The 16363-nt window shown below is 71.5% G+C and carries 14 protein-coding genes and 1 riboswitch; of the genes, 10 read left to right on the top strand and 4 right to left on the bottom strand.

What is annotated here, in order from left to right; all coding sequences use genetic code 11:
• Positions 1–281 precede the first annotated feature (281 nt).
• The 4 genes from AF335_RS24075 to gcvT form a co-directional block, all read right to left on the bottom strand.
• A complete protein-coding gene (locus AF335_RS24075) occupies positions 282–1664 on the bottom strand; it encodes an L-serine ammonia-lyase (protein WP_102920534.1) in 1383 nt (460 codons plus the stop codon).
• Between the two features lie 155 nt (positions 1665–1819).
• Positions 1820–3082: a serine hydroxymethyltransferase gene (gene glyA / locus AF335_RS24070; RefSeq protein ID WP_102920533.1), complete on the bottom strand. Its 1263-nt coding sequence runs from the start codon at positions 3080–3082 to the stop codon at positions 1820–1822.
• Between the two features lie 38 nt (positions 3083–3120).
• Entirely contained in the window at positions 3121–3498 is a 378-nt protein-coding gene (gene gcvH, locus AF335_RS24065) for a glycine cleavage system protein GcvH (protein ID WP_102920532.1), read from the bottom strand.
• A gap of 77 nt (positions 3499–3575) precedes the next feature.
• Positions 3576–4700 (bottom strand): glycine cleavage system aminomethyltransferase GcvT, encoded by a 1125-nt coding sequence (gene gcvT, locus AF335_RS24060; RefSeq protein WP_102920531.1) that lies wholly within the window; start codon positions 4698–4700, stop codon positions 3576–3578.
• A gap of 146 nt (positions 4701–4846) precedes the next feature.
• Positions 4847–4942: riboswitch (glycine riboswitch) on the bottom strand.
• Between the two features lie 153 nt (positions 4943–5095).
• Here gcvT and AF335_RS24055 point away from each other — a divergent pair.
• The 10 genes from AF335_RS24055 (at position 5096) to AF335_RS24010 (ending at position 16162) form a co-directional block, all read left to right on the top strand.
• Complete coding sequence (locus AF335_RS24055) at positions 5096–5827, top strand: AAA family ATPase (protein WP_107503493.1); 732 nt, start codon at positions 5096–5098, stop codon at positions 5825–5827.
• A gap of 318 nt (positions 5828–6145) precedes the next feature.
• Positions 6146–6958 carry an enhanced serine sensitivity protein SseB gene (locus AF335_RS24050; protein WP_102920529.1) on the top strand — a complete coding sequence of 271 codons (813 nt, stop codon included), beginning with the start codon at positions 6146–6148 and terminating at the stop codon, positions 6956–6958.
• A 144-nt stretch (positions 6959–7102) separates the two neighbouring features.
• Positions 7103–7858, top strand: a complete 756-nt coding sequence (locus AF335_RS24045; RefSeq protein ID WP_102920880.1) for an enhanced serine sensitivity protein SseB C-terminal domain-containing protein — start codon at positions 7103–7105, stop codon at positions 7856–7858.
• A gap of 338 nt (positions 7859–8196) precedes the next feature.
• Positions 8197–9195, top strand: coding sequence for an ABC transporter permease (locus tag AF335_RS24040; RefSeq protein ID WP_102920528.1), 999 nt, complete (start codon positions 8197–8199; stop codon positions 9193–9195).
• A gap of 121 nt (positions 9196–9316) precedes the next feature.
• Complete coding sequence (locus AF335_RS24035) at positions 9317–11092, top strand: ABC transporter substrate-binding protein (RefSeq protein WP_102920527.1); 1776 nt, start codon at positions 9317–9319, stop codon at positions 11090–11092.
• A 118-nt stretch (positions 11093–11210) separates the two neighbouring features.
• Positions 11211–12209: an ABC transporter permease gene (locus AF335_RS24030; RefSeq protein ID WP_102920526.1), complete on the top strand. Its 999-nt coding sequence runs from the start codon at positions 11211–11213 to the stop codon at positions 12207–12209.
• Positions 12206–13315, top strand: coding sequence for an ABC transporter ATP-binding protein (locus AF335_RS24025; protein WP_102920525.1), 1110 nt, complete (start codon positions 12206–12208; stop codon positions 13313–13315). The genes AF335_RS24030 and AF335_RS24025 overlap by 4 nt, the downstream gene beginning before the upstream one ends.
• An 11-nt stretch (positions 13316–13326) precedes the next feature.
• The gene (locus AF335_RS24020; RefSeq protein WP_102920879.1) at positions 13327–14361 is read left to right on the top strand and encodes an ABC transporter ATP-binding protein; all 1035 of its coding nucleotides are present in this window, start codon (positions 13327–13329) and stop codon (positions 14359–14361) included.
• 136 nt (positions 14362–14497) lie between these two features.
• Entirely contained in the window at positions 14498–15157 is a 660-nt protein-coding gene (locus AF335_RS24015) for a trimeric intracellular cation channel family protein (RefSeq protein ID WP_102920524.1), read from the top strand.
• Between the two features lie 144 nt (positions 15158–15301).
• Entirely contained in the window at positions 15302–16162 is an 861-nt protein-coding gene (locus AF335_RS24010) for a thioesterase family protein (RefSeq protein WP_102920523.1), read from the top strand.
• Positions 16163–16363 lie beyond the last annotated feature (201 nt).

Genomic DNA, 16363 nt, shown 5'->3' with positions numbered 1-16363 from the left:
CCGCGTCGACCAGATCGCTAAGGGCAAGTGATCGCTGCCCGGTCGGCCGGCGGCATCAGCTGACGCCGGCGCTCAGGCATGCGGGCCTCCGCAACGACGACGGCCGCCGTTCCGCCCCTGTTCAGAGGGGTGGGACGGCGGCCGTTTCAGCGCGTTTCCCGGGGAGTCCCTGGGGAGAACCCGCCGGGCCCGGGGAGTGCCTGGGGAGTGCGGGGCCGATCAAGAATGCGACATCGGCAACGCCGTGAAACGCTCGTCTTCCCAGGTCAGACCGCTGTTGATCAGCACTCGATGACGTTGACCGCGAGCCCGCCGCGCGCCGTCTCCTTGTACTTGACCTTCATGTCCGCGCCCGTCTCCTTCATGGTCTTGATGACCTTGTCCAGGGAGACGTGGTGGCGGCCGTCGCCGCGCAGGGCCATCCGGGCCGCGGTGACGGCCTTGGCGGCGGCCATGCCGTTGCGCTCGATGCACGGGATCTGCACCAGGCCGCCGACCGGGTCGCAGGTGAGGCCCAGGTTGTGCTCCATGCCGATCTCGGCGGCGTTCTCGACCTGCTCCGGGGAGCCGCCGAGGACCTCGGCGAGGCCGCCGGAGGCCATCGAGCAGGCGGAGCCGACCTCGCCCTGGCAGCCGACCTCGGCGCCGGAGATGGAGGCGTTCTCCTTGAAGAGCATGCCGATCGCGCCCGCGGCGAGGAGGAAGCGGACGATGCCGTCCTCGTCCGCGCCGGGCACGAAGTTCATGTAGTAGTGCAGCACGGCCGGGATGATGCCCGCGGCGCCGTTGGTCGGGGCCGTCACGACGCGGCCGCCGGCGGCGTTCTCCTCGTTGACCGCCATGGCGTAGATCGTGATCCACTCCATCGCGCGGGCCTGCGGGTCGCCCTCGGCGCGCAGCTGGCGCGCGGTGTTCGCGGCACGGCGGCGGACCTTCAGGCCGCCCGGCAGGATGCCCTCGCGGGACAGGCCGCGCGAGACGCACGCCTGCATGACGCGCCAGATCTCCAGGAGGCCCTCGCGGATCTCCGTCTCCGTGCGCCACGCCTTCTCGTTCTCCAGCATCAGGGCCGAGATCGACAGGCCGGTCTCACGGGAGAGGCGCAGCAGCTCGTCACCGGTGCGGAAGGGGTACTTCAGCACGGTGTCGTCGAGGACGATCCGGTCCTCGCCCACCGCGTCCTCGTCGACGACGAAGCCGCCGCCGACCGAGTAGTACGTCTTCTCCAGCAGGGGCGCGCCGTCCTCGTCGTAGGCGAAGAGGGTCATGCCGTTGGCGTGGTACGGCAGGGAGCGGCGGCGGTGCAGGATCAGCTGGGTCGACTCGTCGAAGTCGATCTCGTGGGTGGAGCCGATCTCCGCGCCGAGCAGCCGCAGCCGCTTCGTCGCGCGGATCCGCTCGACCTCGTCGTCCGCGGTCTCCACGTCGACGGTGCGCGGGGAGTGGCCCTCCAGGCCGAGCAGCACGGCCTTGGGCGTGCCGTGGCCGTGGCCGGTGGCGCCGAGCGAGCCGAACAGCTCGGCGCGTACGGCGGTGGTGTGGGCCAGGAGGCCCTCGTTCTTCAGCCGGCGCGTGAACATCAGCGCGGCCCGCATGGGACCGACCGTGTGGGAGCTGGACGGGCCTATGCCGATCGAGAAGAGATCGAATACGGAGATGGCCACGGTGGCAACTCCCTCTGGTCGGTGGTACGGGGTGACGCGTCGGTGATGCGGGGGTGACGCAGGGGTACTGCGGTGCTGACGTGGCGCGGGGCACCGGGCTCACCTTCCAGTGTGCCCAGTGCCCCGAACCAACGGGTGAATCAGGTGCCGCTCTGTTACTTCAGACCGGTGTACAGCGGGTGCTTCTCCGCCAGGGCGGTGACGCGGACGCGCAGTGCCGCCACGTCGTAGGACGGCTTCAGCGCCTCGGCGATGATGTCCGCGACCTCGCGGAAGTCCTCGGCCTGGAAACCGCGGGTGGCCAGCGCCGGGGTGCCGATCCGCAGACCCGAGGTGACCATCGGCGGCCGCGGGTCGTTCGGGATGGCGTTGCGGTTGACCGTGATGCCGACCTCGTGGAGACGGTCCTCGGCCTGCTGGCCGTCCAGCTCGGAGTTGCGCAGGTCCACGAGGACCAGGTGCACGTCCGTGCCGCCGGAGAGGACGGAGACGCCCGCCTCGGCCACGTCCGGCTGCACCAGGCGCTCCGCGAGGAGCCTGGCGCCCTCCAGCGTACGCTGCTGGCGCTCCTTGAACTCCTCGCTTGCCGCGACCTTGAAGGAAACGGCCTTGGCGGCGATCACGTGCTCCAGCGGACCACCCTGCTGACCGGGGAAGACGGCAGAGTTGATCTTCTTGGCGAGCTCCGCCGTGGAGAGGATCACACCACCGCGCGGGCCGCCCAGCGTCTTGTGGGTGGTCGTGGTGACGACGTGGGCGTGCGGCACCGGGTTGGGGTGCAGACCCGCGGCGACCAGGCCCGCGAAGTGGGCCATGTCGACCATGAGGTACGCGCCGACCTCGTCCGCGATCCGGCGGAAGGCGGCGAAGTCCAGCTGGCGCGGGTAGGCCGACCAGCCGGCGATGATCAGCTTCGGGCGGTGCTCCTTGGCGAGGCGCTCGACCTCGTCCATGTCGACCACGCTGGTCTGCTCGTCGACGTGGTACGCGACCACGTTGTAGAGCTTCCCGGAGAAGTTGATCTTCATGCCGTGGGTCAGGTGACCGCCGTGGGCGAGGTTCAGGCCCAGGATGGTGTCGCCGGGCTTGATCAGCGCGAACATCGCGGCGGCGTTGGCCTGCGCACCGGAGTGCGGCTGGACGTTCGCGGCCTCGGCGCCGAAGAGCGCCTTGATCCGGTCGATGGCGATCTGCTCGACGACGTCGACGTGCTCGCAGCCACCGTAGTAGCGGCGGCCCGGGTAGCCCTCGGCGTACTTGTTGGTGAGGACCGAGCCCTGGGCCTCCATGACGGCGACCGGAGCGAAGTTCTCCGACGCGATCATTTCGAGGGTGGACTGCTGGCGGTGGAGTTCGGCGTCGACAGCGGCGGCGACGTCGGGGTCGAGCTCATGGAGGGAGCTGTTCAGAAGCGACATGAGTTCTTCCTGGACTTCCTGGGCGGAGGAGGGCGGGATCAGCCTGCGGTGAAGGCGGTGTACTCGTCGGCCGACATCAGGTCGCCCGGCTCGTCCGTGATCTTCACCTTGAACAGCCAGCCGCCCTCGAAGGGGGCGGAGTTCACCAGCGAGGGGTCGTCCACGACGTCCTGGTTGGCCTCGACGACCTCACCGGTCACCGGTGCGAACAGGTCGCTGACCGACTTGGTCGACTCCAGCTCGCCACAGGACTCGCCCGCGGTGACCGTGTCGCCGACCGCCGGGAGCTGGGCGAAGACCACGTCACCGAGCGAGCTCGCCGCGAACTCGGTGATGCCGACCGTCGCCACGCCGTCCTCGACGGCCGACAGCCACTCGTGCTCCTTGCTGAAGCGCAGCTGCTGGGGGTTGCTCATGGCTTGATTCTCCTGGATGCGCGTGGGTGCTTGTGCAACGGGTCTTGACAGGTGGGACGGGAACGAGGCGGGAGAGGTCAGCGCTCGCGCTTGTAGAAGGGCAGCGCGACCACCTCGTAGGGCTCATGACTGCCGCGAATGTCCACGGCCACCCCCTTTGTACCGGGTGCGGCGTGTGCGGCGTCGACATACGCGATGGCGATCGGCTTCCCGAGCGTCGGGGAGGGCGCGCCGGACGTGACCTCGCCCACCACCGCGCCGTCGGCGACCACGGAGAACCCGGCACGCGGCACCCGGCGGCCCTCGGCGATCAGCCCGACCAGCTTGCGCGGCGGGTTCGTCGCGGCGCGCTCGGCGGCGGCCGTGAGGGCCTCGCGGCCGACGAAGTCCCCGGCGTTCGTGGTCTTGTCGAACTTCACCACCCGGCCCAGGCCCGCGTCGAAGGGCGTGGTCGCGGTCGTCAGCTCGTGCCCGTACAGCGGCATGCCCGCCTCCAGGCGCAGCGTGTCGCGGCAGGAGAGGCCGCAGGGCACCAGGCCCGCGCCGGTGCCCGCGTCGGTCAGCGCCCGCCACAGCCGCTCGGCGTCGCCCGGGGCCACGAACAGCTCGAAGCCGTCCTCGCCGGTGTAGCCCGTACGGGCGATCAGCGCCGGGACGCCCGCGACCGTGCCCGGCAGGCCCGCGTAGTACTTCAGCCCGTCCAGGTCGGCGTCGGTGAGGGACTTCAGGATGCCCGGGGCCTCGGGGCCCTGGACGGCGAGCAGCGCGTAGTTCTCCCGGTCGTCGCGCACCTCGGTCTCGAAGCCCGCGGCGCGCTCGGTCAGGGCGTCCAGCACCACCTGGGCGTTGGAGGCGTTGGCGACGACCATGTACTCCTGCTCGGCCAGCCGGTAGACGATCAGGTCGTCCAGGATGCCGCCGCCGGCCTCGCAGATCATGGTGTAGCGGGCGCGGCCGACCGCGAGCGCCGAGAGGTTGCCGACGAGCGCGAAGTCGAGGGCCTGCCCGGCCTGCGGGCCGGTGAGGGTGATCTCGCCCATGTGGGAGAGGTCGAAGAGCCCGGCGCGGGTGCGGACGGCGATGTGCTCGTCACGCTCGCTGCCGTACCGCAGGGGCATGTCCCAGCCGGCGAAGTCGGTCATGGTGGCGCCGAGCGTGCGATGCAGCGCGTCGAGGGCCGTACGGCGAGGGGCATCGGTCATGGTGTGGACTCCCAGGCATGGCGGTGAGGACGTCCTCCCCATCTGTCATCGGAACCTGAGAGGTTCACCGGAGCCGCGTCGACACGCGGGGCCCCGGCTTGCACCTTGGGTGGGACCGCACACGGCGGCCCGCTTTTCAGATCTGCCTCACCCACGCGGTACGGGGCCTGAGAGATTCAAGGGAGGAACTTGCTCCTTCGGCGTCCAGCACATGACGGCTGGAACTCTCCCGCGCGGATTCGAGCGGCCGGTATGCAGTTGGGTATGCGCTTGGCGCGCACATCATTGCATGGACAGGGCCGCGAAAGACTGCCCACGGCCCTCTTAATTGCATTACCTTTTCTTTACATTTCATGGGTAAGGGGCAGGGACCTGACCGGGGGAGGGCGGACACGATGGGGACGCGGGGCGCTGGAGCGAGACGGGCGGAGCCCGCGCCACGGGGCCGCGCGGTGCGCGCCGGCCGGGACGACCCGGACGGGCGCGACGCCTCGGGCACAGGGGACGGAGCGGCACCCCGGCCCGCCGGCCGGGCCCGGGTGCTCGATCTGCGGGGCGGCGCGGGCCGGGCGGAGCTGCGCTTCCCACCGGGCGATCTGCTGATCGTCTCCGGCCTGCCGGGCAGCGGGAAGTCCACCCTGATCCGGCGCGTGGTGCCGCCGCTCGACGGCCGCGCCGGTCTGGTGTGGTGCGTCGACTCCCAGGACTCCCGCGAGCGGCTGGAGCGCCGGCTGCCCGGCCGGCTGCCGTACGGGCTCTACCGCCCCTTCGCCCGCCTCGCCCACTACGCGGCCCTGCGCCGCGCCCTCCGCTCCGGCTCCAGCGCCGTCATCCACGACTGCGGGGAGCGCGGCTGGGTGCGCCGCTGGCTGGCCCGCGACGCGCGGCGGCGCGGCCGCGCCGTCCACCTCCTGCTGCTCGACGTGGCACCCGGTACGGCCCTCGCCGGCCAGGCCGCCCGCGGCCGCCGTGTCTCCCCGCGCGCCTTCGGCCGCCACCGGGGCGCGATGGCCCGCCTGGTGACGGAGGCGACGGCGGGCCGGCTGCCGTGGGGGACGGCATCGGCGGTGGTGCTCGACCGGGGCGCGGTGGATGTGCTGCGACGGGTGGGGTTCGAGGGCGAATAGCGGCCCGCGGACGGGCGCATAGCGGCCCCGCGGACGGGCGCGCGGCGGCCCCCGGACGGGCGCACAGCGGCCCCGCGGACGGGCGCACAGCGGTCCCCGGACGGGTGCGCGGCGGTCGGCCGGGCCTTCAGCGGCGGTCGCCCGGACCCTCGGCGGCGGTCGCCCGGACCTTCGGTGAAAGGCCGGCCGGGACCGGCGGCCCGGCCCGTCCGGCGCCCTAGGGGCGGAGCCCCGGCGGCGGCGCGGGCCGACCCGTTAAAGTGCGGTTGCGGCCCGCACAAGACGTGGCGAGACGGTGGTTGAACGGCGTTGGAAAAGATGAGCATCCCCCAGCAGTACGACGGCACCCCAGGCGGCACTCCCGACGGCACCCCCGGCGGCGCGGCCCACCCGGGCTGGCCCGCCAACGAGCTCGAAGCGGTGCTCGCCGCCTCGCTGGGCGTCCCCGGCGCGGGCCCCCGCATCGTCGAGGTGCTCGGCCGCAGCCACGTCTGGGTCCCGCTGCCGAACGGCGGCGGCCCCGGCAGCCCCGACCTGGACGTGCCGACCGTCGAGCTCGACGGCGCGGCCTTCGTCCCGGTCTTCAGCTCCGAGGGCGAGTTCCTGAGGGTCGCCGGCGACCGGATGTCCTTCACCGTGGCGCCGGCCGTCGAGTTCGCCCGCGGCCTGCCCCCGCAGGTCGGCATCGTCGTCAACCCCGAGGGCGCCATCGGCGTGCCCCTCCCGCCGGCCGCCGTCGCCGCGCTCTGCCGGGCCGGTCGCACCCTTCTGGACGGGCCTGATGGAGGGGCCACCGGCGGCCGGGTCCGCCTCTTCCAGCCCGACTGGCAGGAGGAGCCCACCGCCTTCCTCGCCGCCGCCGGCCTGGAGTTCGCCGCCGCGCAGGTCGTCCGGACCGCGCGCCGCGCCCTCGCCAGCGTCGAGGGCGGCGCCCCGGCCCTCTTCGTCGGCGTCGAGCTCGACCTGCCCGACCCGGGCAGCCGGGAAGCCGTCATGGCGGCCCTGGGCCGCGCCCTCGGCGCCGTGCCCGTGCCCTGGCCCGTCCAGCTCGTCTTCCTCGACGTGGCGCAGGACCCGGTCGGCGACTGGATGCGCTCCCGGGTCCGCCCGTTCTACGACCGTGACCTGTGACTCCTCTCCTGTTCGCCGCCGCGGGCTCGTAAGCTGGTTGGATGACCGCAGGGGGTGCGTCGGCGTGCCCCGCTGCGGTGGAGAGACGGCCGAGAGAAGAGGCGGACCCAGGTGAGCGCGGGCGCGGAGAGCGGCGTGGAGCAGATGCTGCGCCAAGTGGCGCCCGGCCGGTACGACGCGTACGAGGGCCTGCTGCGGTCCCTCGCCGAGGGCACCGTCTGGATGCTGCTCTGGCACGGGCAGTCCGGGGCGCCCGACGCCCAGTACGGCAACATGGAGGTCGACGGCCTCGGCTACGCCCCGTGCGTGACCTCCGCCCAGGAGCTCGCCGCGAGCGGCTGGAACCGGGCCCATGAGGTGATCTCCGGCCACTCCGTCGCCGCCTCCCTCTACCCCGGCCGCTGGGGCCTGTGGCTCAACCCGCACGCCCCCGGCGGCGGCGTCGGCGTGCCCTGGCTCGACCTGCGGCGGATCGCCGCCGGCCTGGACCGGCTGCCGGCCGGCCCGCTCCTGCTGAGCGAGCCCGCCATAGAGATCCCGCAGTTCTACGCCCTGCTCGGGCAGCACGCCCACCGCACGCCCGCGGTCCGGGCGCTGCGCCGCGCCTGGGTGCAGCCCGCCCTGGGCAGCCCGTATCTGGCGATCGGGCTCGATCTCTACGACACCTCCCCGGCCGCCGTGGAATCGGTGCACGCGATGATGCGGCAGTCGGTCGGCGCGGTGCCCGAGGGGCTGCCCGTCTCCACGGTCGCGATGTCCGACGAGCACGACCCCGTCGCGATGTGGATGCGCGCCCACGCCCGGCCCTTCTTCGACCGCGACGCCTACGGCGGCGGCGCGCCCGCCCCGACGGGCGGCTACGGCTACCCGCCCCAGGGCGGCCGGACCGGCGCGTACTGACCGGCGCGTATCCGCCGTCGGCCGCCGTCGGCGCGCCGTCCACCCGACGTCAGGGGCCCGGCGGCGGCTCGCCGGTGGGCCCGCTGACGCGGCCGTGCTGTCCGTATAACGGAAGCCCACCCCGCACATCACGGTTGCGCATCCTTTGTGAATGAGGGCTGGCGGGTGATCGCGAAGGCGTTGAAGACTCCCGCCCACAAGGACTTCCGGTCCTGTGTACGACCTGCTCCGCGTGTACTCACCGCACCATCGCACCTTTCGCACCAGTGATGTGAACCAGCCGCATGCGCGCTGGGCGTTGGGCCGGCCAGCACCGGCCGAGAGGGGTCCTCCAGACGATGACGGCACCACTGCACGACACGGGCGCGGCGGAGACCGCGGCCGTCGATGTCACCGCCGGCGCCCCGGCCCGGGCCATCGAGGGCCGCTCCCCCTGGCGCATCGCCTGGATCCGCCTCAAGCGCGACAAGCTGGCCCTGGCCGGCGGGGTCGTCGTCCTGCTGCTGATCCTGGTCGCGGTGTTCGCGCCGCTGATCGTGGACCTCCTCGGGCACCCGCCGAACGAGTTCCACGAGGAGGAGATCGACCCGCTGTTCAGTGTGCCCAAGGGCTCCTGGGGCGGCATCAACTCGGACTTCCTCCTGGGCGTCGAACCGCGCAACGGGCGCGATGTGTTCAGCCGCATCGTCTACGGCGCGCGGGTCTCGCTGCTCGTCGCCTTCCTCGCGGCCGTCGTCGCGGTCGTCCTGGGCACGCTTTTCGGGATCGTCGCCGGGTTCTTCGGGGGCTGGGTCGACACGGTCGTCAGCCGCCTCATGGACCTGCTGCTGGCCTTCCCCCAGCTGCTGTTCATCATCGCGCTGGTCTCCGTGGTCCCCGACTCCCTCTGGGGGCTGACGGGTTCGGGCGTCCGGATGGGGGTGCTGATCGTGGTGATCGGCTTCTTCGGCTGGCCCTACATCGGGCGCATCGTGCGCGGTCAGACGCTCTCGCTCAGAGAGCGGGAGTACGTGGAGGCGGCGCGCAGCCTGGGCGCCGGGCGGGGCTACATCCTGCTCCGCGAGCTGCTGCCCAACCTGGTCGCGCCGATCACCGTCTACACCACACTGATGATCCCCACCAATGTGCTCACCGAGGCCGCCCTCAGCTTCCTCGGTACGGGCGTCAAGCCGCCCACGGCCTCCTGGGGCGACATGCTCTCCCGGGCCGTCGACCACTACGAGGCCGACCCGCTGTACATGATCATCCCGGGTCTCGCCATCTTCGTCACCGTCCTGGCGTTCAACCTCTTCGGTGACGGTGTGCGGGACGCGCTGGACCCCAAGGGTTCGCGCTAGTCACGCCCGTAACAAGCCCTGAAATCCCCCGTACGCGAGTGCCCCTGTCGATCCGTCAGGAGGCCGTCCAACGAACCGCCGGCCCGTTCCGGGCGGCGTCGATCACGGAGGTCGCTGCATCGTGACAACCCAGAGAACTTCGAGGCGGAGGGCCGCCGCAGGGGCGGCCCTCGTGGTCGCGGCCCTGGTCTCCACCGCGGCCTGCGGCGGTGGCGGCGGCAAGGGCGGCGGGGGCGGCGACGGCAAGGCCGCGGGCTTCAACGCGGGCATCGGCAAGGTGGCCTCGGCCTCGGACAAGAAGGGCGGCGAGCTGAAGTTCATCGGCACGCAGGACGCCGACTCCTGGGACCCGCAGCGCGGCTACTACGGATTCATGTGGGACTTCGCCCGCTACTACACCCGCACCCTGGTCACCCCCAAGGCCGCCCCCGGCCCGGAGAGCACCACCGTGGTGCCGGACATGGCCACCGACACCGGCAAGATCTCGGACGACAAGAAGACCTACACCTTCACCCTGCGCCCGGGTCTGACCTGGGAGGACGGGCAGCCGATCACCTCCCAGCACATCAAGTACGGCATCGAGCGCACCTGGGCCACCGACAAGATCTCCGGCGGCCCCACCTGGCTGATGCAGGTCCTGGACCCGGACAAGGAGTACAAGGGCCCGTACAAGGACCAGAGCAAGGACAAGCTGGGCCTGAAGGCGATCGAGACGCCCGACGAGAAGACCATCGTCTTCAAGCTCCCCAAGCCCAACGGCGACTTCCTCCAGATGCTGGCGCTGCCCGCGGCCGCCCCGGTGCGCCCGGACAAGGACACCGTGGAGCGCTACGGTCTGAAGCCGTTCTCCAGCGGCCCCTACAAGTTCGTCTCGTACGGCCCCAACAAGGGCCTGGAGCTCGTCCGCAACGACAAGTGGGACAAGGCGTCGGACCCGGTGCGCAAGGCCCTGCCGGACAAGATCTCCGTCGCGCTCATCACCAACGCCGAGGACATGGACAGCCGGCTGCTCGCCGGTGACTACGACCTCGACCTCAACGCGACGGGCATGGGCTCGGCGGGCCGCCAGAAGGCCCTCCAGGCGCACAAGGGCAACGTCGACAACCCGCAGACCGGCTTCATCCGCTACGCGGCCTTCCCCAAGACCGTCCCGCCCTTCGACAACGAGCACTGCCGCAAGGCCGTCATCTACGGCGCCGACCACACCTCGCTGCAGACCGCGCGCGGCGGCCCCCAGGCGGGCGGCGACATCGGCATCAGCATGCTGCCGCCGGCCGTCGTGGGCTTCGACGAGAGCTACGACCCGTACAGCCTCAGGCAGGGCAAGCCCGACGTCGCCAAGGCCAAGGAGGAGCTGAAAGCCTGCGGCAAGCCCAGCGGCTTCTCCACCACCATCGCGGTCCGCAACAACAAGCTCGCCGAGGTGGCCACCGCCGAGTCCCTCCAGGCGTCCCTGAAGGCCGTCGGCATCGAGGCGCAGATCGACAAGTACGACGGCGCCCAGTCCACCGGCATCATCGGCTCGCCGCAGAACGTCAAGGCCAAGAACTACGGGATCATCATCATGGGCTGGGGCGCCGACTTCGCCAGCGGCCAGGGCTTCCTCCAGCCGATCGCGGACGGCCGCTTCATCCAGCAGAGCGGCAACCAGAACTACCCCGAGCTCAACGACCCGGCGGTCAACAAGCTCTTCGACGAGGGCATCGCCGAGATCGACCCGGCCAAGGCCGGAAAGCTCTACCAGGAGGCCAACAAGAAGGTCATGGAGGGCGCCTGGTACCTGCCCTTCACCTATGAGAAGAACATCATCTGGCGCAGCTCGCGACTGACCAACGTCTACACGGCCGACGCCTGGAACGGCCGTTACGACTACGCCTCGCTGGGTGTCGTCAAGTGACCGTCCGTCCGCTCCGCCGGCGCGCCCGCCGCTAGGCCCGAAGGGCAGGTGATGGCCGAGCGCGGCGGCCGGGGAGCCCCCTCCTGGAGGCTCCCCGGCCGCCGCCGGGCCGACCGCTGTGTTCGCATATATCGTCAGGCGACTGTTCGCCGCCATCGTGATGCTGCTCGTGGTCATCCTCGTGACCTTCGGCATCTTCTTCGCGATCCCGAAGTTCACCGGGACCGACCCCGCGCTGATGTACGTCGGCAAACAGGCGGACCCGGAGGCCATCGAGGGCATCCGGCAGAAGCTGGGCCTCGGCAAACCCATCCTCGAACAGTTCTGGGACTTCGTCTCCGGACTCTTCGCCGGCCGTGACTACAGCGGCGGCGGCACGAGCGCCCACTGCCCGGCCCCCTGCTTCGGCTACTCCTTCAAGCACGACCTGCCCATCTGGCCCGAGCTGAAGGAGAAGCTGCCCGTCACCCTGACGCTCGCGGGCGGCGCCTGTGTGCTGTGGGTCATCGGCGGCGTCCTCACCGGCGTCGTCTCCGCCCTCAAGCGCGGCACCCTGTGGGACCGCACCGCGATGACCGTGGCGCTCGCCGGCGTCTCGCTGCCGATCTACTTCACGGCGCTGCTCTCCCTCGCGGTCTTCAAATACCAGCTCGGCTGGGCCGAGAGCGCCGGAACCGCCTTCGGCGACGACCCGGCGAGCTGGTTCCGGGGGATGATCCTGCCCTGGGTCACCCTCGCCTTCCTCTACGCGGCGATGTACGCCCGCCTCACCCGGGCCACCATGCTGGAGGTCCTCGGGGAGGACTACATCCGCACCGCCCGCGCCAAGGGCCTGCGGGAACCGGTGGTCATCGGCAAACACGCGATGCGCTCCACTATGACCCCGATCCTCACCATCCTCGGCATGGACCTGGGCGCCCTCGTCGGCGGCGCGATCCTCACCGAGACCGCCTTCAGCATCAAGGGCCTCGGCGCGGCGGCGGTCACCGCGATCAACGAGCGGGACCTGCCGATGATCCTGGGCGTCACCCTGATCACGGCCTCCGCCGTCGTGTTCGCCAACGTCGTCGTGGACCTGCTGTACGCCGTGATCGATCCGCGAGTGAGGCTCTCATGACCGACCTGCACAAGACGGGGGCCGTCGGCGAGCCCGTACGCCCGGACGCCGCGCCGCCCACTGCCTACCTCGACGTGCGCGACCTGCGCATCCACTTCCCCACCGACGACGGCCTGGTGAAGTCCGTCGACGGGCTCTCCTTCCAGCTGGAGCGGGGGAAGACCCTCGGCATCGTGGGGGAGTCCGGCTCCGGCAAGTCGGTCACCTCGCTCGGCATCATGGGCCTGCACACCGTCGGCCAGTACGGGCGGGGCAAGGCCCGGATCTCCGGGGAGATCTGGCTGGACGGCAAGGAGCTGATGACCGCCGACCCGGACCGGGTCCGGCGGCTGCGCGGCCGCGAGATGGCGATGATCTTCCAGGACCCGCTGTCGGCCATGCACCCGTACTTCACCGTCGGCCACCAGATCGTCGAGGCGTACCGCGTCCACAACGACGTCGACAAGAAGACCGCCCGCAAGCGCGCCGTCGAGCTGCTGGACCGGGTCGGCATCCCCCAGCCCGACCGGCGCGTGGACGACTACCCGCACCAGTTCTCCGGCGGCATGCGCCAGCGCGCGATGATCGCGATGGCCCTGGTCAACAACCCCGACCTGCTCATCGCGGACGAGCCGACCACCGCCCTCGACGTCACCGTGCAGGCACAGATCCTGGACCTGATCCGCGACCTCCAGAAGGAGTTCGGCTCGGCCGTCATCGTCATCACCCACGACCTCGGCGTCGTCGCCGAGCTCGCCGACGACATCCTGGTGATGTACGGCGGCCGGTGCGTCGAACGCGGCCCGGCGGAGCAGGTCTTCCACACCCCGCAGCACCCCTACACCTGGGGGCTGCTGGGCTCGATGCCGCGGATCGACCGGGAGCAGACCGAGCGGCTGATCCCGGTCAAGGGCTCCCCGCCCAGCCTGATCAACGTGCCGGCCGGCTGCGCCTTCAACCCGCGCTGCCCCTACGCCGACGTCCCCGCGGCCGGCGTCACCCGCACCGAGCGCCCCGAGCTGCGGCCCGTCACCGGCGCGGAGGGCGGCCGGCACCTCTCCGCCTGCCATATGTCCCAGGAGGAGCGGACCCGCATCTGGACCGAAGAGATCGCGCCCAAGCTGTGAAGGACCACGAGATGAGCATCCCCGAACAGCAGACGGCCGGCGGACCGGAGCCGATCCTCAGGGTGAAGGGCCTGGTCAAGCACTTCCCCATCACCAAGGGGCTGCTGCGCCGGCAGATCGGCGCGGTGCAGGCCGTGGACGGCCTCACCTTCGACGTCCTCGCCGGGGAGACCCTGGGCGTGGTGGGGGAGTCCGGCTGCGGCAAGTCCACCATGGGCCGGCTGATCACCCGGCTGCTGGAGCCCACCGGCGGCACGGTGGAGTTCCAGGGGAAGGACATCACCCACCTCGGGGTGGCGGGCATGCGCCCGATGCGCCGCGACGTTCAGATGATCTTCCAGGACCCGTACTCCTCGCTGAACCCCCGGCACACGGTCGGCACGATCGTCGGCGCGCCCTTCCGGCTCCAGGGCATCAAGCCCGAGGGCGGGGTGAAGAAGGAGGTCCAGCGGCTGCTGGGGCTGGTGGGGCTCAATCCGGAGCACTACAACCGCTATCCGCACGAGTTCTCCGGCGGCCAGCGGCAGCGCATCGGCATCGCGCGGGCGCTCGCCCTCAACCCCAAGCTGGTGGTCGCGGACGAGCCGGTCTCCGCGCTGGACGTGTCGATCCAGGCGCAGGTGGTCAACCTGCTGGACGACCTCCAGACCGAGCTGGGCCTGACCTATGTGATCATCGCCCATGACCTGTCGGTCATCCGGCACGTCTCGGACCGGATCGCGGTGATGTACCTCGGCAAGCTGGTGGAGCTGACCGACCGCTCGTCCCTCTACACCCGGCCCATGCACCCGTACACCAAGGCGCTGCTGTCGGCGGTGCCGGTGCCGGACCCGGGGCGGCGCACCAAGCGGGAGCGCATCCTGCTCAAGGGCGACGTGCCCTCGCCGATCTCCCCGCCCTCGGGGTGCCGCTTCCACACCCGGTGCTGGAAGGCGACGGAGGTGTGCAGCAGCCAGGAGCCGCCGCTGGTGGCGCTGGAGCCGGGGCACCAGGTGGCCTGTCACCACCCGGAGTCCGTGCCGGAGCCGGCGCCGGCCACGGCCTGAGACGGCGGGCGACGGGCGGGACCGGCCGGGGCGGGGTGGCGTCGATCGGGACCCGCCCATGGCCCGGCCGCCGGCTCTTCGGGGGCCGCGCACCGCGCTTGTCCGATCGCGTGTGCGGGACGAGTAAGAATGTCGCGTGCTCACCGATCTGTTCAGCCCCTCCGTCCAGCACTCGCTGGACCTCGCCGGGATCTTCGTCTTCGCGATCTCCGGTGCTCTCCTCGCCGTCCGCAAGAACTTCGACGTCTTCGGTATGGCAGTGCTGGCGGAGGTCACGGCGCTGGGCGGAGGTCTCCTGCGGGACCTGATCATCGGTGCGGTGCCGCCCGCCGCCTTCACCGACCTCGGCTACTTCCTGACCCCGCTGTTCGCCACGCTGATCGTCTTCTTCCTGCACCCGGAGGTCGAGCGGATCACCAAGGCGGTGGGGGTCTTCGACGCGGCCGGACTCGGGCTGTTCTGCGTGGCCGGCACGGTCAAGGCGTACGACCACGGGCTCGGCCTCACCTTCGCCGCCACGCTGGGCCTGGCCACGGCGGTCGGCGGCGGCGTGCTGCGCGACATCCTCGCCCACGAGGTGCCGTCGCTGCTGCGCTGGGACCGCGACCTCTACGCCGTGCCCGCGATGGTGGGCGCGGCGATGGCCGCCCTGCTGATCCGCTTCGACTCGCTCGACGGGACGACGATCGTGGCCCCGGTGCTCACGGCGTTCGTGCTGCGGCTGATGGCGATGAAGTTCCACTGGCGGGCGCCGCGCGCGTGGCACCGGCGGAGCGCGGCGACGGAGGAGGTCTGACCGGGCGCTCCCGTCCGGGGCCCGGATGCCCTGTCGAATCCCCACCGCCCCGTTGAATCCCCACCGCCACGTTGAACCCTCACCGCCCCGTTGAATCCTCACTGAAATCTACCCACGAGTAACTTTCGGGTGTAGCGTCGGATCATGGCACAGGCAACCATCGGTAACAGCGAGTTCGACCGGGACACCGCCATCCGGCCGCGGGTCCCCGGCGAGGGCGACGGCGGCGCCCCCGGCACCACCGCGTACGACGTGGATCTCTCCGAGGGATGGACCATCCTCGGCGCCGTCAACGGCGGCTACCTCCTGGCCGTGCTGGGCCGCGCCCTGGGCGCCGCCCTGCCGCACCCGGACCCCTTCACGATCACCGCGCACTACCTGACGACCGCCCGGTCCGGGCCCGCCGTCGTCCGCGTCCAGCAGGTCCGCACCGGCCGCAGGCTCTCGACGGGCCAGGCGAGCCTGTTCCAGTTCGCCGAGGACGGCACCGAGGTCGAGCGGATCCGGGTCCTCGCCACCTACGGCGACCTGGGCGCGCTGACCGACGACGTCCGCACCACGGCCAAGCCGCCCGCCATGCCGCCGCTCGAACACTGCCTGGGCGCCGACTCCGTACCGCCCCACCTGGTCAGCGAGCTCACCGGCCGCATCGACCTCCGCCTCGACCCCGCCACGGCCAACTGGATCAAGGGCGAGCCCAGCGGCCGCGGCGAGACGCGCGGCTGGTTCGGCCTCGCCGACGGCCGTCCCGCCGACGCCCTGTCCCTGCTGCTGGCCGTGGACGCGCTGCCGCCGACGACGTTCGAGATGGGCCTGCCGGGGTGGGTCCCGACGGTCGAACTCACGGCCCACGTCCGCCGCCGGCCGGCGCCGGGGCCGCTCCGGGTCACGGTCACGACGCGGAACCTGGCGGGGGGCTTCCTGGAGGAGGACGTGGAGATCTGGGACACGGAGGACCGGCTGGTGGCGCAGGCCCGGCAGCTGGCGGTGACTCCGCGGGGGTGAGGGCGGGGGTGGGGTGCGGCGGGTCAGCCGCTGCGCGGGGCTTTGTCCCCTACCCGCCCCTTCCCGTAACCGGGGGCAAGCCCCCGGGCCCCCTTTTCCGCGCTCCGCGCGGGGTGTCCTCAATCGCCGGACGGGCTTGATTGTTGCCCGGAACCGGGCAAATTCAGCCCGTCCGGCGTTTGAGGACCGGGGTCCGGGGCG

This window comes from Streptomyces eurocidicus, from assembly GCF_002891295.1.
Taxonomy (GTDB): domain Bacteria; phylum Actinomycetota; class Actinomycetes; order Streptomycetales; family Streptomycetaceae; genus Streptomyces; species Streptomyces eurocidicus.
This window is presented reverse-complemented; position numbering and strand designations above follow the sequence as displayed.